The sequence below is a fragment of the Glycocaulis sp. genome, assembly GCF_051859565.1.
Classification (GTDB): Bacteria; Pseudomonadota; Alphaproteobacteria; order Caulobacterales; family Maricaulaceae; genus Glycocaulis.
In genome coordinates this window covers 180,294-203,671 of the sequence record NZ_JBHYFK010000002.1, presented here as the reverse complement: position 1 = coordinate 203,671, position 23,378 = coordinate 180,294, and the positions used below count along the sequence as shown (strand labels likewise).

Genomic DNA, 23,378 nt, shown 5'->3' with positions numbered 1-23,378 from the left:
CGGTCTAGCCTTCGATTGGGCGCGCGGCAAGCGCGGCTATGTCAGAAGCGCTCGGCGCGCACCACCTGCACATCGGACACCATCACAATGCCGATCTGGCGCTCCAGCAGCGCATAGACGCGCTCCAGAACCGTGTCGAGAACCGCAGGGTCAATGATCACCAGAACCATCACCATGCGCCCGGCGCTGGTAATCTGGCCCTCGCGTGACCAGCTGCCATTGGCACCGCGCCCGGACTTGGCGGGCAGCACCGTCCAGCCCTTGACCCCTGCCTTTTCCAGCACGCCCTCAAGGCGCGGCACGGCGGGCATCTCGATAATGATCTCAAGGCGCTTTTTCAGACTGGTCTGCATCGGTCTAGCCTCCAGTGCCGGTCACAAGCCGGGCGAGCCAGAAATAGAGCGGAATACCCGCCACCAGATTGAACGGGAAAGTAATCCCCAGCGCCAGCGTGAGCGAGATGGCAGGCCGCGCTTCGGGCAGGGCAAGGCGTAAAGCCGCTGGCACGGCGATATAGCTGGCGGATGCGGCGAGCGTCATGAGAAGGCCGAGGCTGCCGCCGTCGAGCCCCACAGCCAGCCCCGTTCCCATGCCTGCCAGCGCCCCGATAAGCGGCATGTAGAGGCCAAAGCCGATAACGCCGGGCTTGAGCACGCGCCAGTTGCGCAATAGCCCCCTGCCCGCCACCAGCCCCATATCGAGCAGGAAGAGGCAGAGTACGCCGCGGAAAATGTCATTGAAAAAGGGCGCGACGGCCATCATGCCGCGAGGGCCAGTCATCCAGCCGATGAAGAACGCCCCGATCAGAAGAACGATGGAGCCGTTGGCGGCGATCTCCTTGAGAACCGAGAGGCGGCTTTCGCCATGCCCCTCAGCGCCATTGGACGCGCGCGCGGCAGAGCCGGCGAGGATCAGCGCTGTCACAATCGCCGGGGCTTCCATGGCCGCAGCGACCGCGACCATGAAACCTTCGCCCGGCGTCTCCAGAAAGCGCGCCGCATCGCTCGCAGCAATGAAGGTAACGATGGAGATGGAGCCGTAATGCGCGGCGATGGCCGCCGCATCAATGCGTCCGACCTTCGTGGTCAGCATGAGCAGGCCGAAGCCGAGAATCGGCAGGAGTGCCGAGAGCACAATGCCGGCAAGGATTGCGCCGCCGACAGACCAGTTGAGGTCACCGGCAGCCATCTCGGCCCCGCCCTTGAAACCGATCGCCATGACCAGATAGAGCGACAGCGCCTTGGCGATGGCTTCAGGGATGGAAAGGTCAGAGCGGACGAAGGCCGCGATCAGCCCCAGCACGAAAAACAGGATGGGCGGGGAGATCAGATTGGCTTCCGCCAGCGTGAAAATATCCATGCCCCGCCCCGGTCAGATGATCGCTACTCGGCCGCCTGTTTCGGCTTCCATGAGTGAACGTAATCCAGATTCTCGACGCTGGCAGCGCCCTCGCCCACATCCAGCGGATCACGGGTGTCGATCATCACGGCATACTCGTCCGTGGCAGGCTTTTTCTGCGTGAACATGTTGGCGAGCGCTTTGGGGTGCGGGCCATGGGTGAAGCCTGCCGGGTGGAAGGTCATCATGCCTGCATCAATGCCGTCGCGGCTGAAGAAGTCGCCCGCGTGGTAGAACAGCACCTCGTCGTAATCATTGTTGTTGTGGAAGAACGGCACTTTCAGCGCGCCGGGATCAGTCTCGAAGGGGCGCGGCGCGAAGGTGCAGATCACGAAACGGTCCGACAGGAAGGTCGTGTGCGCGCTCGGCGGCACGTGATAGCGATGGCTCATCAGCGGGCGGATATCGCGCACATTCAGGCGCACCGGATAAAGCTCACCATGCCAGCCAGCGGCATCCAGCGGATTATACGGATAGGTGATGCGGCTGACCTGCCCGCGCTTCTTCACATGCACCACCCACTCACCATCCTCGTCGGCCTGCTGCGCGCGGAAGGCCTCGTCCATGGCGGGCACGTCCAGCACGGCAGGGTCGAAGATCGCATGCGGGCCGAGCAGGCCCCGGTCGGGCAGGGTGTAGTGGGTGTTGGTGGCCTCCACCATCAGCACGGACGTCGCTTCGGTCGGCACCAGCCGCCACATCGTCGCGCGCGGCAGGATGATGTAATCGCCCGCCTCGTATGCCAGATGGCCGAAATCGCAGAAGAGCGAGCCCTTGCCGGTATGGATGAACAAGAGCTGGTCGCCATCGCCATTGCGGGCAAGGCCCGTCATCGGCTTGTCCAACTTCCACAGACGTATGTCGCAGCTATTGTTGAAGAGGACCGACGGGCTGGACCACGGCACATCATCGGGCCGGTTCAGCCTTGTCAGATCGAAGGCGCGCGGCTGCAGTGGGCCTTCAAACTTCACCCAGCCGGTCGGCGGGCGCTTGTGATGGAGGAAGGCGGCGGGGCCGAAAAACCCCTCCTTGCTCATCTCGCGCTCATAGGGCGCATGCTCGGGCAGATCGGCATGGGCCTGCCGCGAGGCATCGCCCTCGCTGCGGGAGGTGTAGATCCATTTGCGCGCCATGACATGTTCTCCGTTCTGCCGGACCGTCAATTTAGTTACATTTGAAACTAAATGAAAGAGGCTTCGCGGCAAGGGGTGCCCGGTAGCGCAGTCTGCCTGAGCGCGGATGGACTGGCAAAGGGTGAGTGAGCGTCCTACTCCGCCGTACAGGCCCGGAAAGCCGCCACCGTATCCTGGCGCTCTTCCAGCGCTTCATAGGCGGTCCAGTGCAGGTCGGTCGCGATCATGGCCACGCCCGCATCGGCAAATCCGGCATAGATGGACGTATCGCCGCTCTCCAGCACTGCACTGTCAATGTGCCACAGCGTGCCGGCAACGGGAGGAATGCCAGCCTCCAGCAAATGAGCCCAGACAGACGGGTCGAGCTCGCGCTGTACGCCAGCCCAGCCGATGAGGCGGGCCGGATCGACACCGGCGGCGGTCAGCGCCCCCAGACGTTCGGGATCGGTCAGCTGGATGGAAATGACCACATCGTCGCTCACGGCTGCGGCGCGCAGCGCGTCCTCAGCCTCATAGGTAATCACCATGGCGTAGGAGAGGGCGTCATTGGCGAGGATCGCCTCCACCAGCTCCTCCACCGGCACGGTGCGCTTCAGGTCCAGCTGGACGAAGGCGCGCCCGCGCGCCCAGCTGAGCACTTCCGACAGGCTGGGGATGCGATAGGGGGTCAGCTCACCCTCATTATCGACCAGCTGGAATGCCGACAGCTCGGCGAAGGTCAGTTCGGATATATTCCCGGTTCCGTTCGTGGTCCGGTCCAGGCTCTCATCGTGCATCATGACCAGCACGCCATCGGCAGTACGCCGGACATCCATCTCCAGCAACATGGGTCCGCCCGAAAGCGTGTTGGCGAAGGTTTCGATCGCGTGTTCCGGATAGCCCGGCTCCACGCCGCCCCGGTGCGCGCTGACCAGCGTCACCTCACGTTCCATCAGGCAACGCAGTACATCGGGGATGAACTGTCCTTCGGGCGCGACCGCCGCCACCAGGGGTTCGGGCAGGGTCGCCGGCGCAGATTCGGTTTCAGCCAGGCGCCGCTCGGCCTCCGATACCACACCGCTCGGCTCGGGTATCTCGATCTCACCCACCGGCTCCGGGCAGGCCGCCAGAAGCAGGGACAGGGCCGACATGCTGGCAAGTTTCAGCAGGGCAGGATCAAACAGGCGCATGGAAACTCCGCGAGGGATTATTAGACATTGCAGGGCTACTAGCCCAGTCAGACGACAGGCCTGTGACGGAGCAAAAACCTACTCATCACCATAGATGGCGACATACGGCTCGCGGCGTTCGCCCCAGCTGGCGCGGTACATGCCCGGCGTGTTCATCGCCCAGACCGGCTGGCCGACAAACAGCATGACGATGCCGCCATCCCCGCCATCGGCCTCAAGGCGCTCCATCATGCGGTCAGCGGCCATCTGTGCGGCGGCTTCAAACCCGTGTTCGATCATCAGCCGGTCGGCCTCATGGCAGATCGTGGCGGCGACGTTGAAGCGGATGAAGTACTCACCCGTGCCGGTCGCAGAGAGCCCGCAGCGTTCGTCGGCCCAGGTGCCCGCGCCGATGATCGGCGTATCGCCCACCCGCCCCCATCTCTTGGCGGTCGTGCCGCCCGTCGACGTGCCAGCGACGGTGACGCCATGAGTGTCCATCACCACCACGCCGACTGTGCCAAAGCGATGCTCGCGCTCCAACAGATCAAGCGCGCCTTCGCGGATCGGTTCAGGGTCCGGCGCGCCTTCCGGGCGGGGCGGAACTGGCAGCCCGAGACGCTCCAGCTGACGCTCCAGCCCCTGCCAGCGCCGCTCGGTGAAGAAGAAGGATTGTTCCGCTGTCTCCAGCTCGCGCTCGGCGGCAAAGGCTTCAGCCCCATCCCCGATCAGCATGACATGCGGGCTGTGCTCCATCACGGCGCGGGCCAGCGAAATGGGATGGCGTACCCCGGTGACGCCAGCGACAGCCCCGGCAGCGCGCGAATTACCCGCCATGATGGAGGCATCCAGCTCCACACGGCCCTCTGCAGTGAACACCGCGCCGCGCCCGGCATTGAACAGCGGATCGTCTTCGAGCGTCCGGATCACCGCCTCAACCACATCCACCCCGTCCGCGCCGCCCGACAGCATGGCGCCGCCCAGTTCCAGAGCGGCCTGCAAGGCAGCGCGATAGGCGGCCTCGGTTTCATCATCCATGGCGCCGCGTTCGATCACGCCTGCCCCGCCATGAATGATGATGGACCATTCAAGCTCGCCCGCGCTTGCGTTCCGCGCCTGCGCGGCAGGGGCTGCAAGGACAAGGACAACAAGGGCAATCAGGATACGGATCATCGTCAACTCCATGACTGGCTGGCAGGGGTCAGAATAGCCTGAAATCAGAAGGTGAGGATAACTTTCCCCTTCACCCGGCGCTCCATGATGTCGGCAAAGGCCTTGGCAAATTCGTCCAGCGGATAGGCCGCCGAAATGTGCGGCACGATCTTCCCGGCCTCGTAGAGGTCAAACAGCTCTTTCATGTTCTGCGCATTCTCACGCGGGTTGCGGCCCGCCCACGCGCCCCAGAACACGCCCAGAATGTCGCGGCTGTTAAGGAGGGCCAGATTGAGCGGCACTTTCGGGATCGGACCAGCGGCAAAGCCGATGACGAGATAGCGCCCGCCCCAGCCGGTAGCGCGCAAGGCGGCTTCGGAATAATCCCCGCCCACAGGGTCATAGACGACGTCCACGCCCTTGTTTGCGGTGATCTCGCGCACGCGGGCTTTAAGGTCTTCGCTTGTATAATTGATCAGCTCGTCAGCCCCGCCTTCGCGGGCGATCTCCAGCTTCTCTGCCGAGCTGGCGGCTGCGATCACCTTAGCGCCCATCGCCTTGGCCAGCTGCACGGTGGCAAGGCCAACACCTCCGGCAGCGCCCAGCACCAGCACGGTCTCGCCGGGCTTGAGCTTCGCGCGCTGTTTCAGCGCATGATAGGACGTGCCGTAAATCGTGGTGAAGGCAGCCGCGTGCTCAAAGCTCATCACGTCGGGGATCGGGATTACCTGGGCTGCGGGCGCAACGGCCTGCTCGGCAAATCCGCCCAGCATGGTCGCCACGATCACCCGGTCACCCGGCTTGAAGCCTGACGCACCCTTGCCGAGCTCGGAGACCACGCCGGCGCACTCCGTGCCCGGAATGAAGGGAAAGGGCGGCTGGGCCTGATACTTGCCCTCGACCAGAAGGATGTCGGGAAAGTTGACGCCTGCTGCCTTCACATCGACCTGCACAAAGCCCTCATTCAGCGGCGGCGCATCCACTTCCGCCACTTCCAGATTCTCGTAGGGGCCGAATTCCTTGCAGATCAGAGCGCGCATGCGGATTGTCCTTTTCGTACTGCATCAGGTCATTTGCGCCAGACCTTAAAGGCTGGTGCCCGCCAAGGGCAATGCGCGAAGCCTGCACCTACCGGACAAAAATGGCCCTGCGGCGGGCAAGAACCGCAGGGCCACTCGATCCGGTCTGCCGGATATTACTGACAGTCCAGACTAGAAGTAGAAGCGCACGCCCGCTTCCAGGATGTTGGAACGGTTCTCGATATCCAGCGTGGCCGGGAACAGGTTGACATTGAGATCCACATCCTGCGTCGCGCGGTAGCGATAACCGCCAAAGATCTGGACGCGGTCCGACACATCAAAGCTCGCGCCGGCCATCAACTGGTAGGCAAACACCGTCTCGCGGCCATTGATGATATCGACATCGGACGGGTTGTAACGGACCTTCACACTCGACGCGCCAATGCCCGCACCAGCATAAAGCCCCAGCGGGCCTTCAAGATCGAAATCGTAATAGGCGTTGATCATGAAGCTGGTATTGCGGATCACGCCGCGGCCGTCAGCCACGAGATCAGCCACGGTCACACCAAGCTCTGGCGAGCCGGTAATCAGGACAGCCGCGTCAGCCGCCCCGATCGGGTTGCCGCCGACCGTCACATTGGTGTGGGTGTCGACATCGCTGGATGAATAGCCGATCTCGGCCTCAAAGCGCAGGCCGCTCGCCAGGCGCCAGCCATAGGCCGCACTGACAAATGCGCCCGTCTCGAACTCGGTGTTCCAGCCCAGCGGGGTGCCCGAGGCCAGCACGGTACCGGCCGGCACGGCAACGCCTTCACCGGTGGTGAAATCGCTGGTGAAACTGCCGGAATTGGAGCTGTCACTCTGGAAATTGAACCCGGCAGACGCCGAGACATATTGCTGTGCGGATGCACCCGCGCCTAGCGCCAGGGCAAGCACCGACGCGGCAAGACCCGTACGCAGGACCGAAAGGCGGGTTGAGTAACTCATCTCTGTCTCCTTCTTGGATGGCCGAAAGTGATATGCAATATCGGATATGCAATAGTAGATAAGAAGGGCAAGGGCCCGGCGTGCTTTTGCGCAGACCTGCGCCCGGCCGGGCAAGGCGCCGCAATCACAGAGGCGCCCGGCAGATGGCGAACGCCTCACGTGCAATGACAGGAGAAGTGTCGTAATGGACGAAGCAGCACCGGACCGATTCCCTGCGCCCGGAAACGACAACCAGACGGCAGACACGCCGCACGCCCTTCGCCCGGAGACGGCCATGACCGCGTCGCCCGCCCTGCACTCCGACCGTCAGCGCGAATTGCTGGACATGCTCTCCGTCGCGGCCGTCGCTGACCGTTCAGGGCCGGTTTCCTTGCGCCAGTTCGCCATAAGGGCGGGTGTGTCGGAGCCGACGCTGCGCCATTTCTTCAAGGACCGCCAGGGCGTCGTCATCGCCATTTTGCACCATTTCGCGCGGCAGGCCGGCGCGTGGCTTGCCCTGTCTGCCTCCCCTGCAGACACGCTGGAAACCTCAGTGAAGGGCTATCTCGATCTGGCCCTGCAGGGCTTTGACAACTCGCTCTTCGTGCAGGCTCACGCGTTTGCCCTGGTGGAATCCATCCATGATCCGGTTGTCGGGCGGGCCTATCTCGACATCGTCGTTGAGCCGTCGCTGAAAGCCATCGAGGCACGCCTTGGCCCAAGCCTTGACCCTGAAGGCCAGAACCCCGACCGGGTGCGCCATGGCGCACTGGCGCTCTACTCCACCATGCTGTTTGCGATACTGCACCAGCGCCTGCTCCATGGCGACGAGGCGAGGCCTCTGGCCATGAACGCCTTTTTTTCCGATCTCGTGACCCTGTTCAGCGGCGGGCTGGCACCAAAGGCTTGATAATGCGCCGCCAGCCTCCGATAACCGGATCGTCTGTGATGACCGGGAGCCGGCCTTTCCATGTTTCTGCGTAATATCTGGTATTATGCCTGCCCGGCCTCGGACCTGAAGCCCGGCAAGATGCTGCACAAGGTTCTCCTGGGCGAGCCGGTCGTGTTTGCGCGCGGCAGTGACGGCGCGGTGTTCGCCTTGCGCGATCTGTGTCCGCATCGCGGCGTACCGCTTTCGGCCGGGCGCCTGTGCGCGGCTGGCAGCTCAGTGGATGGCAAGACGCTGGGCGAGCCCCAGATCGAGTGCCCCTATCATGGCTGGCGGTTCGGCCCCGACGGGGCGTGCAAGGCCATACCGTCTCTGGTCACCGGACAGGAAATGGATATCGGCCGGATCCGGGTCCGGCGCTATCCGGTGCGCGAGCTGCAGGGCAATATCTGGATATGGATGCCCATGGCCAGTGACGGCCCGGTGCTGGACGACACGCCAGAGCCTGATCACGAACCCCCGGTCATGCCGGAAGTGGGCGAGCGTTCGCCCACCCTGATCGAACGCATGGTCTTCGACTGCCATGTCGATCACGCCGTTATCGGCCTGATGGATCCCGCGCACGGGCCTTATGTCCACCGCTCGGTCTTCTGGCGCTCGGAAAAATCCATGCACGAGAAGGAAAAAGCGTTCGGGCCAAGCGAGCTGGGCTTCACCATGCTGCCGCACACGCCGTCGAAAAACTCGCGCTTTTACAAAATCCTCGGCGGCAATCTGACCACCGCGATCAGCTTCCGCCTGCCGGGCGTCCGGGTGGAGCACATCACGGCAGGCACGCGCGGCCACGTTGTCGGGCTGACATCAGTGACCCCGCTCACCGAAACTTCCACCGAGGTGACACAGAGCTTCTACTGGACGCTGCCCGTTCTGGGCGCGCTGAAGCCCGTGCTGCGGCCCTTCGTGCGCTCCTTCCTGAAACAGGATGGCGACATGGTGAACATCCAGAAGGAAGGCCTGAAGTTTGATCCCCGCCTGATGCTCATCAATGACAGCGATGTTCAGGCAAAATGGTATTTCCGGCTGAAGGACGCCTGGGAGAAGGGCGGCGGCGCGCGCACCGGCTTCGAGAACCCGGTACAACCTGCAAACCTGCGCTGGCGTAGCTGAGGCACGCGCAGGACTGGACCCGGCCAGCCGCGCCGGGCATGGTAGGCGCATCCCCCAACAGCTGACGAGTTTGCCCGGTGACAGAGACGAGCCCTGCAACACGCGCCGAGAAGCGCGGCGCCATGACCCGCTTTCTTGATGGTGTGGAATGGCTGGGCAATCTCCTGCCTCACCCTGTCACCCTGTTTGCCATCCTTGCCGGCCTGATGATCCTGGCCTCTGGCCTGTTTGGCGGCGTGATGGAAGTGGCTGTGGAAGACCCGCGCCCGGAGGGTGCTAGCGGGCGAGCCGCCGACGGCATGATCCGCGCCGTCAGCCTGATGAATGAGGACGGCTTCCGGCGCATCTTCACCAGCCTCACTACCAATTTCACCAGCTTTGCGCCGCTGGGCGTCGTGCTGGTGGCGATGCTGGGCGTCGGCGTGGCGGAAAAATCAGGGCTTCTGTCTGCCGCCGTGCGCTCCATCGTGCTCGGCGCCAACCGGCACACCGTCACCGTGGCGGTGGTGTTTGCCGGCGTGCTGTCCAACACCGCTTCGGAGATGGGCTATGTCGTGCTGGTCCCGCTGGCTGGCGCGGTGTTCTACGCGCTCGGGCGCCATCCGCTTGCCGGCATGGCTGCCGCGTTCGCGGGCACGTCGGGCGGTTATAGCGCCAACCTCCTGATCGGCACGATTGATCCCCTACTGGCGGGCATCACCACCGAGGCCGCGCAGCTTATCGACCCGGGCTATGTCGTCTCGGCCCCCGCCAACTGGTATTTCATGGTGATCTCGACCTTCATGATCACGGTCGTGGGTTCGCTCGTCACCATCTTCATCGTCGAGCCGAAGCTGGGCAAATATGATTCCAGCCGCGCCGACCCGGCCGTCCTCGACAAGAACATGATGCAGCCGGTATCCGGCGCAGAGAAGAAGGGCCTGGTCTGGGCGGGTATCGCCACTTTGGCTGTCTTTGCCGCCATGGCCTGGACGCTGATGCCGCAAATCGATCTGGCCGGATGGCTGCCCGGCTGGGGAGCGCTGCGCAATCCCGAAACCGGCTCGATCTTCCAGCAGGCGCCCTTCTTCACCGGCTTCGTGACCTGGATATTCCTCTTCTTCCTCATCGTCGGCTTTGCCTATGGCCGCGCTGCCGGAACGATGAAGAATGACCGGGACGTGATTGACGGCATGGCGTCTGCCATCTCCACGCTTGGTCTCTACATCGTACTGGTCTTCTTCGCCGCCCAGTTCGTGGCTTTCTTTGGCTGGTCGAACCTCGGCGCCATCACCGCCGTCACTGGCGCGCAATTCCTCACAGATACCGGCATGACCGGCCCGGCCATCTTCATCGGCTTCATCCTGATGTGCTGCTTTGTGAACCTGATGCTCGGCTCGGCCAGCGCGCAATGGGCGGTGACCGCGCCCATCTTCGTGCCCATGCTGATGCTGGTGGGCTATTCGCCCGAAGTGATCCAGGCTGCCTACCGGATCGGGGATTCATCGACCAATATCATTACGCCCATGATGAGCTATTTCGGCCTGATCCTCGCCTGGATGACGCGCTATGACAAAAATCTCGGTATCGGCACCGTCATCGCGATGATGCTGCCCTACTCGGTTGCCTTCCTGGTCATCTGGGTCGCGCTGTTCTTCCTGTGGACGTTCGCGCTGGGCATGCCGGTCGGGCCGGGTTCGCCCACCTTCTACGAGATGCCGGGGGGCTAGTTAGGCTGGCGCGCGCCGGTGCCTTCAATGGCGCCGGCTGCCGCAGCGGCAGGCGCCAGGATGATCTCGGTTGCCTGGCGCACCACATTGACCGAAAGGCTCAAAGGTCCGCGCACGCCGCCCGCCTGGGCAGCCGGCTCCACCCCGAAATCGCGCGTACCCGCGAACAGGGCAATCAGCTGCGGCGACATGGACACTGTGGAATGGCGCATCGGGTCTGCCGTATCGAAGCTGGACACATCGACCACGGTGAGGCGCAGATCGGCCACTTCCTCGACCGAACGCAGGGAACCCAGCCGGTCGGTCTGGCCACGGAGCACCGCCGAGGCGCGCAAGGCCCGGTCACGGGTCGAGGTGAAAACAATGAAGTCAATGTCGGAAGCTTCACCGATGACGGTGAGCTGACTGCGGAACACGTCCACACTCAGATCCGGTGACATCAGGGCCACCTGCCCGATCCGGCTCAGCACTTCGCCATCATTGGCATCCGACAGGTCGCGCAAGGCTTCCAGGGTCAGCATCGACCCCATGGAGTGGGCGATTATCATGATCCGGTCAGCCTGCGCGCGCGAGGCAAGGCGCAGCGTATCGGCAAGCCCGTCCCGGCTGATGAACACGCTGTCGAGATCGTAGGCATAATAACGCGGATCCCCCGCGCTCGGCCAGGCAAAGTAGAGCGGCACGCCGGGTATTTCGAAATCGTGCATCATCTGGGCGAAACGGAACAGGCCGCTGCCGAAAGTCTCGTTATAGCCGTGCACGAAAATGACGAGGATGCGCTCATCTTCATCAAGCTGGGAGAGCTTGCGGTTCAGCATGTCCAGGAAGACTTCCTGCCCGCTCAGCGTTTCGGCGAAGGCGAAGGTGAAATGGCGCATCGGGTCGGGCGTTCCGCGCGGATAGCGGATGCGGCCCGGCTCGCGGTCTGGCGGAATGGAAACTGTGTGCACGCCATAGCTGAGCGTTTCCGCGCGCTCCCGCCCGAACAGCGTCGCGTCATGGGTTGGTGCCCGGCCTGAGACGGTCAATACCGGCTGACGGGCAACGTCCCGCGGCAGCTCGTCGAACTGGGTAACGCTAAGCGTGGGTGCACAGGCGCTGACACATATCAGGCCCAGCAGGGCCGAAACGGCCTTGCGCAAAGCGGTTATCCCTGACGGGATCGCATTTGCCGCAGCGCAAAAATTTCCGCCGACATCCATCGGAAAAAGCCACCATCTTCGAGGAAAACCGAGGCGATATTCGCGTCACCCGGCTCGAAGTGGAAGACTTCGCGCAAAGTACGTGAGAACGCAAGTGCAGGCGCTATCCGCACCGAGTGTCCCCGGAACGCATCGCGGATGCGCAAGGCGTGATCATCGCTGAACACCTGGTTGGGCACCAGCATGATGCGCGGCTTCACCCCCGACGCCTCCGCCATGCGGCTGGCGGCTTCCTCCAGTTCTGGCAGGTAAGCCTTGGTGGCCATGATATCGGCATCGGACACAGCGACGGGCACGAAAATGGCGTCCGGCTGAATCGCCGGAACCATGGTGCCGGCAGGAAAGCCCGCCGGCGTATCCACAAACAGGACATCGCTGGAGGCACGCCGGTTATCCAGCGCAGACCGGACGGCATCGGGCGCGACCCGGTGCCCCTCGCCGTGTTCGTCAGCGAGGTAAAAGGACTGCACGCCCGAGCCGGAGAACCGGCGAACGGCGTTGTATGTCGTGCGCAGACGATCGAAATCGATCACGCACACACGCAGATCGTATGTCGCGGCAAAATGGATGGCGCTGAGAAAGGCAAGCGTGCTCTTTCCCGCACCACCCTTGGCGTTTGCGAACATAACGGTGGTGCAGCTCATGGCCCTGCCGTCCTGGCTTCCTCAACTGACACGGTCAGCGTGCAGATCAGGATTCGCTGTCGTCGGAGTCTGTGGCGGTGGAGGTGTCGACGGGCTTGGGCGCCGAGCCAGCGTCACGCGCCGATTGCGAGATTGCCGAGCGCAGATTGCTGAGCGAAGACGTCCCTTCCGTACGGGTAGCACGGCCTTGCGTATTGATCTGGCCGACCAGCTGGGCGCCCTCATGGGCTTCCAGCGAACCGTAGGTGATCTGGCCTTCAATGCGCCCGGCTTCGCGGATGGTCAGCTTGCCCGACAGGACCAGCGTGTCTTCCACGCTGCCCATGATGTCGGCCGTTTCGCTGGAGATGTCGCCCGCGACATGCCCCTTCTCGCCAACGATCAGGTGAACAGCGCGCAGCTTGCCGCTGAACTGGCCGTCGATACGCGCGGCACCGTCAACATCGAGGACAGCCCCTTCCACGGAGCATTTTTCGCCCATGAAGAAGGCGAGATCCTCGCCATTGTCGGGAATGCCGTTCTTGGTGGGCTTGGAGGCAGAAGAGGAATTGCTCATGAGGGGACCCCAGCTCTTTTGTGATTTATTGCAGTGCTAGCCGAAAGGCGGGCACTTATCCAGCACCGGACTGAGCGCAAGAGCAAGCCCTTGATACCATTATTCACAAGTGTATGGGCCTTGCCGCTGGCTGCACGCCGCAAACTGCGCCCGGACAGACATACCGGCGCGCGCGGACGCCCTGAAGAAGGGCGGTGACCGCAGGGTGATTCCCGGCGCGCTAGTTCACGCCGCGCAGGAACTGATTGCCGCTATTGGGAATGCATGCCTGCCCGTTAAAGGCCGAGTTGAAGGTTCCATACACAACGCCATAACTGCCCGGACGGGTCGTGGAACTATAGCCGCGGCCATTATTGGCCCAGGACGGGCACGGATAGCTGGCCGCCCCGTAGACAGGCGCAGGGGCATAGCCATATCCCTGATTGCCCTGATTGCTGTAGCGGCGGATCATCGCGCGCTGGCGTTCGAGGCAGGCATTGCTGTAGCCGGCGCGGCTGCCATCGGGGCGGTAGACCGCGCAGCGTTCATAATCGCCGCTGGAGAGCGCTTGTGCGAACGTGGGAGCGGGGACGGCAACAAGCGAAGCAAGGGCCAGAACGGCGATACCAGCACGCGGCATGTGATTCCTCCTGCACGGCGAAAACCTCGACCCGAAAGGGCAAGGCAGGCTGTGTGCGCCAGCATGAACGCGCCATGAACGCGCTTGCCGGCAGCAACAGGTTTCCAGCATGCGCGCGCCAGCGCGTCTGTGCATCTGAAATTTAAGGAAAGGAAATGGTGCCCAGGGCCGGAATCGAACCAGCGACACGCGGATTTTCAATCCGCTGCTCTACCAACTGAGCTACCTGGGCACACTCCGAAATCGGAGAGCGCGGTTTATAGGGCCGGTTTTTGCCTCTGTCCATGGGGGTTGGCGCATCTGGCGCCCATGCTTTGCACATGAACGCCGCGTGCTATGTAAACGCCTGTCACGCCTTGCCCGGCCTGGTGTGCGCTGCTAACCGGCTCCACCCGACCCGCTTCCTGCCTGATGAGACATCATCCCATGAACGCCATCCTTCGCGGCCTTCTGGCCAGCACCGCCCTGTGCGCCTTTACACAAGCCACACTGGCGCAAGACGCAACTGGGCCGCGCGAGGTCATCACCATCACGGGCGGCCGCGCACCGGGCGCGCTGGAAGCAGACCGGCCCGTCTCCGTGATCAGCCGTGATGAGATCGACGGGGCAGGCTTTGCCCGTATCGGCGAGGCGCTGGTTTTCCAGACCTTCGTGACAGGGTCGGAATTCAACGAGGATCCCGGCACGCAGAACGACACCTCAGGCACGTCGAACGTGAATTTGCGCGGGCTCGGCCTCGGCGCGACGCTGGTGCTGGTCAATGGCCAGCGCCAGACGGTGGCGAGTGTTGCCGCCGACGATGGCTCCAGCTTTGTCGATTTCAACGCCCTGATGCCCTCGCTGGCGGTGGAGCGGGTGGAAATCCTGCGTGACGGCGCCTCGCCGGTGTACGGCGCAGACGCTGTGGCCGGCGTCATCAATGTCATCACGCGGGACCGGTTTGAAGGCGTTGAAACCTTCGCCGAATGGCGCGGACCGACAGAATTTTCCGGCTCCGGTGCGGGCTATACGATTAGCGCCATTGCGGGGCGAGCGTTCGGCAACTGGCATGTGACCGGCGCTGTCGAATGGTTTGACCGCGAGGGACTGGAAGGATTTGAGACCCCGTTCGCGCCCGGCACGGGCCTGTCTTCGCTCGGCCAGCCCGGCTCCTTCTACATCCTCGCGCCCGGCGGCGGATTTGAAGTGACCAATGCCAGCGGCGGCCCGGCTCCCGTGCTTGATCCAGACTGCGTGGCAGCCGGCGGACGCCCGCTCGCCACCGGCGCGCAGACAGCCTTCGGCCAGATCGGCTCGTGCGGGCTGGATTTCGGCCAGTTCTTCTCGGTGCTGACCGATGAGGAGCGGCTTTCCGGCTTTGCGGCGCTTTCGGGCGATTTCGGCGATACACGTATCGCGCTGCGTTTCGCAGGCGCGGGGCAAAATGTGGAGCGCGGCAATTCGCCTTCGCTGGCAAACTTGCGCTTCCCCACCATCTCCGCCCTCCACCCGGCCAACCCGTTCGGGCGTGATGTGATCTGGCTTGGCCGCCCTCTGGGTGAGCGCGCGGGCGCAGCGCGGCGCGCGTTCGAGCACCGCACCTGGCGCGCCGAAGCCAGCCTTGAGCACGATATTCAGGCCATGAACCGCGACTGGAGCCTGAGCGCCGATCTCACCTATTCGCGCAACAGCTTGCGGGCGACCATCACCGATACGCTGGCCGATAATTTCGATGCCGCGATCCTGGGCTTTGGCGGGGCGGACTGCCCGGTGCGCGCACCGGGGCAAGGCGTGGCGGCGGGCGATCAGTCGCAGGGCTGCTTCTTCTTCAACCCGTTCGGCTCTGGCGGGCTGGTCACCGACCCGGCTGACCCGCGCTATAACGACCCGGCTGTGATCGACTACATCATCGGCGAGAACATCCGCAACTCGCACGCAGACCTTGTCACGGCTGAGTTCACCGCCGCGACGGATGCGCTCTTCACCCTGCCTGCAGGCCCGGTCTCGGCGGCGTTCGGCGCGCATCTGCGCCGGGAAAGCTACCGCGTTGACCATGGCGATGATTTCAACGCCGACAATTTCCTCTTCATCGTCGGCGGGCCGGATTATGCGGGCGCACGCAGCGCACAGGCCGTCTTCGCCGATGCGATCCTGCCGCTGACGCAAGCCTTTCGCCTGCAGCTCGCCGCGCGCCATGAGCGTCAGGGTGATTTTTCGTCCACCGATCCACGCGTGGCGGCCGCCTTTGATGTGAACGAGGCAGTGACGCTGCGCGCCTCCTGGTCGCGCTCCTACCGCGCGCCGTCCTTGCATCAGGAAGTCTCAGCGACGACCACGCTGCAATCGCTGACCATCGGTACGCAGGCTTTGTTTCGCCCGGTGCGCACTGTCGGCAATCCCGATCTTGATCCCGAACGCGCGCAGACCTTCTCGGCCGGCCTGTCGGCGCGGGTGTCAGGCATCAACGCCACCGTGGATGCGTGGCGGGTACGCTATGAAGACCTGATCGTCCGTGAAAGCGCCAATGCGATCATCGCCGCCGATCTGGCGGATAATGGCCAGTTTGACGATCCGCGTATCGAGCTCTCCCCGGCGGGCGATGTGGTGCTGGTGCGCGCTGCCTTCGTCAATGCGCCGCGCGTCGATGCGTCAGGCATTGATCTGGCCCTGCGTGGTGATCCGGTGGATCTGGGTACCGGAGCGCTCGGCTGGGGCGTGGACGCCAGCTGGATTGGCGAGTTCACGATTGTGGACCCCGTGCTGAACCGCGAGATCGACGCGCTGGGCAGCCGCAACTTCACCAATTTTGCCCGCTCGGTGCCGGACTGGCGCGCCAGCGCGTATCTGGACTGGACCAGCGGCGCGTTCAGCGCCCGCGCGGGCGTGCGCCACATCGCGGGCTACCGCAATGATGAGGGCGCGGGCAGCGATGTGGAAAGCTGGACCGTGCTGGACCTGCAGGGGCGCTATACGCTTGATCTGGCGGGCACTGCCCTGACCCTCACCGCCGGGGCACTGAACATCACTGACGAGGCTGCGCCGTTCGTGCCGACGCCTCTGGGCTATGACACCAAGGTGCATGATCCGCGCGGGCGTGTGGCCTATGTGCGGGTGGGGGCGAGGTTTTAGGGGGTCTCTTCTCGTCACTCCAGCAGCGGGAAAACCGGCAGAATTATCGAAACCGCATCAATACCGGGGTCCCTGTCCGCTTCTGCACGAGGTCCCGGATGGCCCTTCGGGCCTCCGGGATTTCAAGAATGTGGTGGTTACAAAAACTGAACCCCCGGAAGCCCGCAGGGCTATCCGGGGCCTTTTGCTGAGGGAGCTTTTCCCTCATCCTTCGGCCACGTGGTGCTCGAAGGACGAGGGTGTGGATCAAGCCGGAATATGAATCGGATGGCCCAGCGCCGCGAGGGCGGCTTCGGCAAAGCACTCGGTCAGGGTCGGGTGGACGTGGATCGTGCCGGCAATGTCCTCAAGGCGTGCGCCCATCTCGATGGCCAGCGCAAACTCGCCTGAGAGCTCGCTCACATGCTTGCCGACGGCATGGATGCCAAGGATCACGTGATCGCTTTCGCGCGCGGTGATGCGCACGAACCCGCCATCGGCCCCGCCTTCCATCGACAGCGCGCGGCCTGAGGCGGCCAGCGGGAATTTGCCAGTGATGACGCTCTCGCCCTTCTTCTTGGCCTCGTCCGGTGTCATGCCGACCCCGACAATCTCCGGCTCGGTAAAGCACACGGCGGCGATTGAATTGGGATCAAAGCGGCGGCGATGGCCGGCGATCACTTCGGCGACGAGTTCGCCCTGAGCGGTCGCCTTGTGGGCCAGCAACGGCTCGCCGACGAGATCGCCAATGGCGTAGACGCCGCGCATGGGCGTGCGGCATTGATCGTCGATCTTGAGGAACGGCCCTGCCATATCGAGGCCCATAGTCTCAAGGCCCCAGCCTTCAGTGACGGGCTTGCGCCCCACCGCCACCAGAATGCGGTCGGCTTCCAGCTTCTCCGCCTTGCCGGAGGAATCCTCGAAGACGAGGAAGGTCTTGCCGTCTTTCTCCTCAACGCCCTTGGCGCGGGCTTTGAGGTGGACATTGATCTTGTGGCGTTTGAGCCATTGCGTGATCGGGCGCGTCATCTCGCTATCGTAAAGCGGCAGGATGGCGTCAGCAGCCTCAACGAAGCTGACCTCGCTGCCCATCTTGGCGAACGCGATGCCGAGTTCCAGCCCGATATAGCCAGCGCCGACGACGACCAGCTTCTTGGGCAGTTCGGTCAGTTCCAGCGCGGCCGTGGAGCCGATCACCTTGTCACCGAAAGGCAGGAAGGGCAGCTCGGTTTCTTTTGAACCCGTGGCCAGGATCACGTTCTCGGCCTGAATGGTCAGCGTCTTGCCGTCTTCCAGCTCCACCGTGCAGGTCTTGGCGTCGGAGAATTTCGCCCAGCCGGAAACCGCTTCCACCTTGGCGCTTTTGAGGAGCTGGCCGACGCCCTTGGTCAGCTTGCCAACGATCGTATCCTTCCAGGCGGTGACGCCTGCCATGTCCAGCACGGGCGCGGTTTTGAGCGATATGCCAAGCGACCCCTCGCCCACATGCCCGGCCATTTCCTCATACTTGGAAGCCGCGTGGATGAAGGCTTTAGACGGGATGCAGCCCCGGTTGAGGCAGGTGCCGCCAAGCCCGTGCTTGTCCACGATCACCGTATCAAGGCCGAGCTGGCCTGCGCGGATGGCTGCCGGATAACCGCCCGGTCCGCCGCCTACGACAAGAACCTGACATTTGCGAATATCGGCCATGGGGCTTCCTCCGTCTGGATGTTTGGCGGGTGTTTAGCGCGCTGGCGGGCATGCGGGAAGGGCGCGGGTGTGTAGCCCTCGTCCTTCGAGACGTTCGCTTCGCTCACCCTCAGGATGAGGGCCACTACTTCTTTCCCTCATCCTGAGGAGCGAATGAAATGAGCGTCTCGAAGGACGAGGGAAGCTAACCTACCCCCCCTCCTCCGGGGGCAGGGCCTCGGGCGATACCGGCTCGCCGGGGACCGCGTAGGAATTCGACAGCCATTTCTGCAGATCGAGATCGCTGCAGCGTTTCGAGCAGAAGGGCCGGAACTCATGCACCACCGGCTTGCCGCACATCGGGCATTTGGCCTTGGCGCTCATCACACCCTCCCGGCGGCGAAGCCACGCGGCGGGAGGCGGTCAGAAAGTTTCAGGGTGAAGCGGGCACCCAGGCGCGAGGCCATCGCCTTGTGCCAGCCCACAGGATCACGGGTCAGCCAGTCATGCACATCCAGGCCAGCTTCCAGCACAAGCTGGCTGGCGCGGTTGGCCTTGCCTTCGGCCTCCAGCGCGCGCAGGGCGGCGAGGGAAGCGGTCTCAAGGCTCTCCACGCCGAAGCGCTCCCACATCTGCTCATGCAAGGCGCGGCCGAGGCGCTGGCGGGCCAGCTCGACAATGGCAAAGCGCGATGAGGGCGCGATATCGACCTTGGCCGGATCATTCTTGAAGGCCGATTTCAGCGTCGCTTCCAGCGCCGTCTGATCGCCCTTTTTCTTCAACGGCAGGAAGTCGATGGCCACAACCCCGCCAATGCCGCGCAGGCGAATCTGGCGGGCCGCCTCGCGCGCAGCGGTACGGTTGAGATCAAATGCGAAATTGCCCTTCCCGCCGGTGCGCCCGCCCGCATCGACATCAATGGCGGTCAGCGCCGTCACCGGCTCGATGATGAGGCGTCCACCGCCATTGAGCGGCACATCGGCTTCCAGCGCGGCGTCGAACTCGGCGTCGAGATCAATGCCGGCCTTGGCGGCTTGTATGATGGGCGCGTCATTCAGCCCGGACAGGCGCTCTGCCAGCGGCGGCGCGGTAAGGAGAGCTTCTGGCGCGTCGCCCGGCTCCACCTCATGGAGGACAAGGGTCGGGCCTTTTTCCTGAAACGCCTCGCGCGCGATCTGCACGCCAATGCCAGCGCCTTCATGGAAGCCGGCGGGGCGGCCAGCTGCGCCGAATGGCAAAAATCCGTCCGGGCCGCGACCGATATCGAGGAAGGCGCCATTGAGCTGCGGCTCGATACGGCGCACGCGGGCACGGTAAATTTCGCCGCGTATGGCGCGGCTCTTGCGCTCGCTCCAGCGCTCCAGATGCAGCTCCACCGCGCGGTCGCCCTCAAAGATCGCGGCGCGCGTCTCGCCCACATGTTCAGCGACGATAATGCGCATCAGCCCGCGCCCCCCGGACGGTAGCCAAGGCCGATAAGCAATTGGCGGGTCTCGTAGACGGGTAGGCCCATCACGCCGGTATAGCTGCCGGTAATCTGGATGATATGCGCGCCGAACCGGCCCTGAATGCCATAGCCGCCCGCCTTGCCCTGCCATTCACCGCTGGCGATGTATTCATCGGTTTCTTCGGCGCTGAGGCGCTTTACCGCCACGCGCGTCATGGAAAGACGGCTGGACACCCGGCCATCGGGCGCACGCACCGCCACGCCGGTAAAGACGCGGTGATTACGCCCGGAAATGAGCGCCAGGCAGGCGCGCGCTTCGTCTTCGGTTTCGGTCTTGGGCAATATGCGCCGGCCCACGCCGACCACCGTGTCGCTGGCCAGCACATAGGCATCGTCATGGCCGGTCGCGGCGGCGAGCTTTCCAAGCGTCAGGCGCAGGGCCAGATCGCGCGGCAGCTCTCCTGCATGCTCGGTCTCGTCAATATCGGTGGGGGCAATCGCGTCGGGCGGGAAGCCGATTCCCGTCAGCAGGTCACGCCTGCGCGGCGAGGCACTCGCCAGAACAAGGCGCGCATCTGCAGGCATGGCTACTGCCCTACTTGAAGCGGTAGGTGATACGGCCCTTGGTCAGGTCGTAGGGCGTCATCTCGACCAGCACCTTGTCACCGGCCAGCACGCGGATGCGGTTCTTGCGCATCTTGCCGGCGGTGTGGGCAATGATCTCGTGGTCGTTTTCCAGCTTCACCCGGAAAGTGGCATTCGGCAGGAGTTCGGTGACCTCACCGGGAAACTCCAGCAATTCTTCCTTCGCCATGCAGCTCCTCTTGTCTGGCATCAGGCAGGCTGTTCCCTCATCGTGATGGAATCAGCCTTCACCCCGCGCGGCGCGTGGCGGGCTATATAGTCCCTATAGTGGGCTGACGTCGAGCCTTGCGGCAGTATTGGCTCACACGGCCATGGTATTGATGCGTGATTTCAACGCATCGCGTATGGCGCGGTAGGCCTCAAGGCGTGCCTCGCGGCTGCCTTCAATCTCCGCCGGGTCGGCAAAATGCCAGTGCTCGATGCGGGCCTTTGCACGCTGTGCCAGCGCTCTGGCCGCCTCATCGGCTTCCGGCGCGAGGCACACCACCAGCGTATCGGGTCCGGCGCTGACATCCTCCAGCCCCTGCGGTTCAAAGCTGGAAAGGTCCGCGCCCTCTTCGCGCATCACGGCAATCATGAACCCGTCGGCGCAACTGGCCGGTTCGATACCGCACGATTGCACACGCGCTTCGTCGCCAAAGCGCGCGCGCCACAGCGCCTCGGCCATGGGCGAGCGCACAGAATTGCGACCGCACACGAATACCAGATCGGGGGCGCTCACGCAGATCTCCGGTGCAAGGCACAGATCAGGGTGAAGAGGCGCCTTGCCGTGTCGAAATCGACATCGATCTTGCCCTCCAGCCGCTCTTTGAGGAGCGTGGAGCCTTCATTGTGGACGCCCCGGCGGCCCATATCCACCGCCTCGATCTGGGCGAGCGAAGCATCGCGCACTGCCTCGTAATAGCTTTCGCAGATGAGGAAATAGTCCTTCAATATGCGCCGCAGCGGCCCCAGCGAGAACACGAACATGCGCACCGGCGTGCCGTCTTCCGCGCTGACATCAAACACTAGGCGCTGCTCCTCGATGGCGAGGCGCAGCCGGTAGGGGCCGCCCGGCCCGTCTTCCGGGCGGAAGCGATTGGCTTCAAGCAGGTCGGCAATCGCCACCCGGCGCTCATGCTCGACGTTTTCTTCCGCCTTGCCGATACTGGCCGCATCCAGCTCGATCGCGATCAGCCGGTCTTCAGGGGCGTGTTCGCTCATGGCGCGCCTTCGCTTTCATGGTCGGGACGTGCCGACGCTTTCCAGGGCGCGGACACATCGGCGAGTACCAGATCAACGCACTCCACCTCGACTTTGAGCGCGCCGCCACCGGCAAAGGTGAAGACCAGCGTGCCGGACGGGTCTTCCGCCCCGCCCGCAGGCTCAAAGGTCAGCGAGAGCAGGGAGACAAAGGCATCCGGCGCGCCCTTGCGCAGGCGCTGGGCCTTTACAGATGTGACCGAACCGATCTGCAGGCCGGAGCGTATGCGCTCGCCCTTGCCAGCCGGCTTTTCCCAGCGATAACGCGTGAAGACGGCCGTGAAGCGCCGGGCGCGCGCCTCGAATTTGAGGTCAGCAATGCGCGCAATCGCGTCCTGCAGCGCAGCCGATACCGGCGCGACATCACCCTCGTCCTGACCGATGAGGCGTAATGGCTTGCTGCTCATGCCTCTTCCTTCTCCCGGCGTATATCGGCCCCGCAAGCCGACAGCTTTTCCTCCAGCCGTTCAAAGCCGCGGTCAAGGTGATAAACGCGCGAGACGATGGTTTCTCCCTCCGCCGCCAGCCCGGCGATGACCAGCGACACCGAAGCGCGCAAGTCCGTGGCCATCACCGGCGCGCCTTTCAGGGGCGCAGGTCCGCGCACCACCGCCTCATTGCCGCGCACATCAATGCGCGCGCCCAGCCGGGTCAGTTCCGGGGCGTGCATGAAGCGGTTTTCAAATATCGTCTCGCGGATGACAGACGCCCCCTCGGCCAGGCACATCAGCGCCATGAACTGGGCCTGCAGATCGGTCGGGAAGCCCGGATAGGGCGCAGTCTGCATGTCGACGGCCTTTAGCGGCCCGTCGCGCACGATACGTACCGAGGTGTCACCCTCCTCCACCGTCACGCCGGCCTCGCGCAAATCCGCCCACAGCGCCTGATTATGCGCAGGCACCATGCCGGTCAGCGTGACATCGCCGCCCGCCGCCGCTGCCGCCATGGCATAGGTGCCGGTCTCGATACGGTCGGCGACCACAGGCCACACAGCGCCATCGAGCGAAGAGACGCCCTCAATCGTGATCGTGCCGGTACCCGCGCCGGAAACCTTCGCGCCCATGGCATTGAGGCAATTGGCGAGATCCTCGATCTCCGGCTCGCGCGCGCAGTTTTCCAGTTTCGATGTGCCCTTCGCCAGCACGGCGGCCAGCATGGCGTGCTCGGTCGCACCGACCGAGACAAACGGAAAGACGATATGCCCGCCCTTCAGCCCGCCTGCCGGAGCCTCGGCCAGCACATAGCCTTCTTCCAGCGTGATCTTGGCGCCCAGCGCCTCCATGGCTTTCAGGTGCAGATCGACAGGGCGCGCACCGATGGCACAGCCGCCGGGCAGGGAGACCTTCGCCTTGCCCTCGCGCGCCAGCAGCGGACCCAGCACGTTGAAGGTCGCTCGCATCTTGCGCACCAGATCATAAGGGGCGGTGGTGCCGGTAAGATTCGCTGCCGTCAGGCTCAGCCGGTTGCCCGACTGCTCCTCAGCTTTTACGCCCAGATGCGCCAGCAGATGGGCCATGAAGCGCGTATCGGCCAGGCGCGGCATGTTTTCCAGCAGGAGCTCGCGTTCGGTCAGAAGGCTTGCCGCCATCAGCTTCAGGGCCGAATTTTTCGCGCCGGAAACCGGAATGGTGCCGGAAAGCGGCTGTTTCCCGCGAATGACAATGCGATCCATGAAAACGGTCCTGAA

The 23,378-nt window shown here is 63.9% G+C and carries 24 protein-coding genes and 1 tRNA gene; 4 read left to right on the top strand and 21 right to left on the bottom strand.

Annotation, left to right across the window (positions count from 1 at the left end):
* Window positions 1–41 precede the first annotated feature (41 nt).
* From ACTIGC_RS03480 to ACTIGC_RS03450, 7 genes are all read right to left on the bottom strand, one after another.
* Window positions 42–353, bottom strand: a complete 312-nt coding sequence (locus tag ACTIGC_RS03480) for a P-II family nitrogen regulator (RefSeq protein ID WP_127568465.1) — start codon at window positions 351–353, stop codon at window positions 42–44.
* Between the two features lie 4 nt (window positions 354–357).
* Window positions 358–1,359 (bottom strand): sodium-dependent bicarbonate transport family permease, encoded by a 1,002-nt coding sequence (locus ACTIGC_RS03475; RefSeq protein WP_439633084.1) that lies wholly within the window; start codon window positions 1,357–1,359, stop codon window positions 358–360.
* Between the two features lie 23 nt (window positions 1,360–1,382).
* Window positions 1,383–2,531, bottom strand: a complete 1,149-nt coding sequence (locus tag ACTIGC_RS03470; RefSeq protein ID WP_439633083.1) for a homogentisate 1,2-dioxygenase — start codon at window positions 2,529–2,531, stop codon at window positions 1,383–1,385.
* A 134-nt stretch (window positions 2,532–2,665) separates the two neighbouring features.
* A complete protein-coding gene (locus ACTIGC_RS03465; RefSeq protein WP_439633082.1) occupies window positions 2,666–3,700 on the bottom strand; it encodes a glycerophosphodiester phosphodiesterase family protein in 1,035 nt (344 codons plus the stop codon).
* A gap of 78 nt (window positions 3,701–3,778) precedes the next feature.
* Window positions 3,779–4,852: an isoaspartyl peptidase/L-asparaginase family protein gene (locus ACTIGC_RS03460; protein ID WP_439633081.1), complete on the bottom strand. Its 1,074-nt coding sequence runs from the start codon at window positions 4,850–4,852 to the stop codon at window positions 3,779–3,781.
* Between the two features lie 44 nt (window positions 4,853–4,896).
* Complete coding sequence (locus ACTIGC_RS03455) at window positions 4,897–5,871, bottom strand: NADPH:quinone oxidoreductase family protein (RefSeq protein ID WP_127568475.1); 975 nt, start codon at window positions 5,869–5,871, stop codon at window positions 4,897–4,899.
* A gap of 171 nt (window positions 5,872–6,042) precedes the next feature.
* Window positions 6,043–6,837: an outer membrane protein gene (locus tag ACTIGC_RS03450; RefSeq protein ID WP_439633080.1), complete on the bottom strand. Its 795-nt coding sequence runs from the start codon at window positions 6,835–6,837 to the stop codon at window positions 6,043–6,045.
* 184 nt (window positions 6,838–7,021) lie between these two features.
* On the opposite strand from ACTIGC_RS03450, the gene ACTIGC_RS03445 reads away from it, so the two are divergent.
* From ACTIGC_RS03445 to ACTIGC_RS03435, 3 genes are all read left to right on the top strand, one after another.
* Window positions 7,022–7,726: a TetR/AcrR family transcriptional regulator gene (locus ACTIGC_RS03445; protein ID WP_439633079.1), complete on the top strand. Its 705-nt coding sequence runs from the start codon at window positions 7,022–7,024 to the stop codon at window positions 7,724–7,726.
* A gap of 60 nt (window positions 7,727–7,786) precedes the next feature.
* On the top strand, window positions 7,787–8,872 hold the full coding sequence (locus ACTIGC_RS03440) for a Rieske 2Fe-2S domain-containing protein (protein ID WP_439633078.1): 1,086 nt from the start codon (window positions 7,787–7,789) through the stop codon (window positions 8,870–8,872).
* A gap of 122 nt (window positions 8,873–8,994) precedes the next feature.
* Window positions 8,995–10,581, top strand: coding sequence for an AbgT family transporter (locus ACTIGC_RS03435; RefSeq protein WP_439633077.1), 1,587 nt, complete (start codon window positions 8,995–8,997; stop codon window positions 10,579–10,581).
* Here ACTIGC_RS03435 and ACTIGC_RS03430 read toward each other — a convergent pair.
* The 5 genes from ACTIGC_RS03430 to ACTIGC_RS03410 all read right to left on the bottom strand — a co-directional run bounded on the left by ACTIGC_RS03430 (window position 10,578) and on the right by ACTIGC_RS03410 (window position 13,834).
* Entirely contained in the window at window positions 10,578–11,723 is a 1,146-nt protein-coding gene (locus ACTIGC_RS03430) for an alpha/beta hydrolase (RefSeq protein ID WP_439633076.1), read from the bottom strand. The genes ACTIGC_RS03435 and ACTIGC_RS03430 overlap by 4 nt on opposite strands.
* A 5-nt stretch (window positions 11,724–11,728) precedes the next feature.
* Complete coding sequence (locus ACTIGC_RS03425) at window positions 11,729–12,427, bottom strand: ParA family protein (protein WP_439633075.1); 699 nt, start codon at window positions 12,425–12,427, stop codon at window positions 11,729–11,731.
* Window positions 12,428–12,473: 46 nt separating this feature from the next.
* A complete protein-coding gene (locus ACTIGC_RS03420) occupies window positions 12,474–12,983 on the bottom strand; it encodes a bactofilin family protein (protein ID WP_439633074.1) in 510 nt (169 codons plus the stop codon).
* A gap of 220 nt (window positions 12,984–13,203) precedes the next feature.
* A complete protein-coding gene (locus tag ACTIGC_RS03415; RefSeq protein WP_439633073.1) occupies window positions 13,204–13,602 on the bottom strand; it encodes a hypothetical protein in 399 nt (132 codons plus the stop codon).
* 156 nt (window positions 13,603–13,758) lie between these two features.
* Window positions 13,759–13,834, bottom strand: a tRNA-Phe gene (locus ACTIGC_RS03410).
* Window positions 13,835–14,028: 194 nt separating this feature from the next.
* Here ACTIGC_RS03410 and ACTIGC_RS03405 point away from each other — a divergent pair.
* A complete protein-coding gene (locus ACTIGC_RS03405) occupies window positions 14,029–16,710 on the top strand; it encodes a TonB-dependent receptor domain-containing protein (RefSeq protein ID WP_439633072.1) in 2,682 nt (893 codons plus the stop codon).
* Between the two features lie 246 nt (window positions 16,711–16,956).
* On the opposite strand, the gene lpdA is transcribed toward ACTIGC_RS03405, so the two are convergent.
* The 9 genes from lpdA to murA form a co-directional block, all read right to left on the bottom strand.
* Window positions 16,957–18,378, bottom strand: a complete 1,422-nt coding sequence (gene lpdA, locus ACTIGC_RS03400) for a dihydrolipoyl dehydrogenase (RefSeq protein WP_439633071.1) — start codon at window positions 18,376–18,378, stop codon at window positions 16,957–16,959.
* A gap of 189 nt (window positions 18,379–18,567) precedes the next feature.
* Window positions 18,568–18,741 (bottom strand): DNA gyrase inhibitor YacG, encoded by a 174-nt coding sequence (locus tag ACTIGC_RS03395; protein ID WP_439633070.1) that lies wholly within the window; start codon window positions 18,739–18,741, stop codon window positions 18,568–18,570.
* The gene (locus ACTIGC_RS03390; RefSeq protein ID WP_439633069.1) at window positions 18,741–19,799 is read right to left on the bottom strand and encodes a ribonuclease E/G; all 1,059 of its coding nucleotides are present in this window, start codon (window positions 19,797–19,799) and stop codon (window positions 18,741–18,743) included. Before ACTIGC_RS03390 ends, ACTIGC_RS03395 begins: the two co-directional genes overlap by 1 nt.
* The gene (locus ACTIGC_RS03385; protein ID WP_439633068.1) at window positions 19,799–20,389 is read right to left on the bottom strand and encodes a Maf family protein; all 591 of its coding nucleotides are present in this window, start codon (window positions 20,387–20,389) and stop codon (window positions 19,799–19,801) included. The genes ACTIGC_RS03390 and ACTIGC_RS03385 overlap by 1 nt, the downstream gene beginning before the upstream one ends.
* A 10-nt stretch (window positions 20,390–20,399) precedes the next feature.
* On the bottom strand, window positions 20,400–20,618 hold the full coding sequence (infA, locus tag ACTIGC_RS03380) for a translation initiation factor IF-1 (RefSeq protein WP_019961978.1): 219 nt from the start codon (window positions 20,616–20,618) through the stop codon (window positions 20,400–20,402).
* Window positions 20,619–20,750: 132 nt separating this feature from the next.
* A complete protein-coding gene (locus ACTIGC_RS03375) occupies window positions 20,751–21,170 on the bottom strand; it encodes a low molecular weight phosphatase family protein (protein ID WP_439633067.1) in 420 nt (139 codons plus the stop codon).
* Entirely contained in the window at window positions 21,167–21,652 is a 486-nt protein-coding gene (locus ACTIGC_RS03370; RefSeq protein WP_127568505.1) for a UPF0262 family protein, read from the bottom strand. The genes ACTIGC_RS03375 and ACTIGC_RS03370 overlap by 4 nt, the downstream gene beginning before the upstream one ends.
* Window positions 21,649–22,098: a DUF2948 family protein gene (locus tag ACTIGC_RS03365; RefSeq protein WP_127568507.1), complete on the bottom strand. Its 450-nt coding sequence runs from the start codon at window positions 22,096–22,098 to the stop codon at window positions 21,649–21,651. The genes ACTIGC_RS03370 and ACTIGC_RS03365 overlap by 4 nt, the downstream gene beginning before the upstream one ends.
* Complete coding sequence (gene murA / locus ACTIGC_RS03360; RefSeq protein WP_439633066.1) at window positions 22,095–23,363, bottom strand: UDP-N-acetylglucosamine 1-carboxyvinyltransferase; 1,269 nt, start codon at window positions 23,361–23,363, stop codon at window positions 22,095–22,097. The genes ACTIGC_RS03365 and murA overlap by 4 nt, the downstream gene beginning before the upstream one ends.
* Between the last annotated feature and the right edge of the window lie 15 nt (window positions 23,364–23,378).